Origin of the sequence: Pantoea sp. SIMBA_079, assembly GCF_046940275.1 — a bacterium.
In the GTDB taxonomy this organism is placed as follows: domain Bacteria; phylum Pseudomonadota; class Gammaproteobacteria; order Enterobacterales; family Enterobacteriaceae; genus Pantoea; species Pantoea borealis.
This window is the reverse complement of record NZ_JAWRYR010000523.1, coordinates 1-259: the sequence shown is the minus strand read 5'-3', so window position 1 is coordinate 259 and position 259 is coordinate 1. Positions and strand designations below refer to the sequence as shown.

Genomic DNA, 259 nt, shown 5'->3' with positions numbered 1-259 from the left:
CTGCTCGCCCTGCCCGGGATCGGCCCCTGGACCGCCGGCTACATCGCGCTCCGTGTGCTCGGCAGCCCCGTCATCCTGCTCACCGGCGACCTCGCCCTGCGGCAGGGCGCCGCGCGGCTCGGGCTGCCGGCGGAGCCCAAGGCGCTGGCGGCCTACGGGACGCGCTGGGCGCCCTGGCGCAGCTACGCCGGCCTCCACCTCTGGCGTGCGTGAGAAGGTGAGCTCCACCGCGCACGCGTAGGATCGCATTCGTGCCCTC

At 75.7% G+C, this 259-nt stretch carries 1 pseudogene; it reads left to right on the top strand.

From position 1 onward, the window contains the following. Positions 1-213 (top strand): annotated as a pseudogene (locus SB719_RS21050) (DNA-3-methyladenine glycosylase); the annotation flags it as partial. Positions 214-259: the final 46 nt, after the last annotated feature.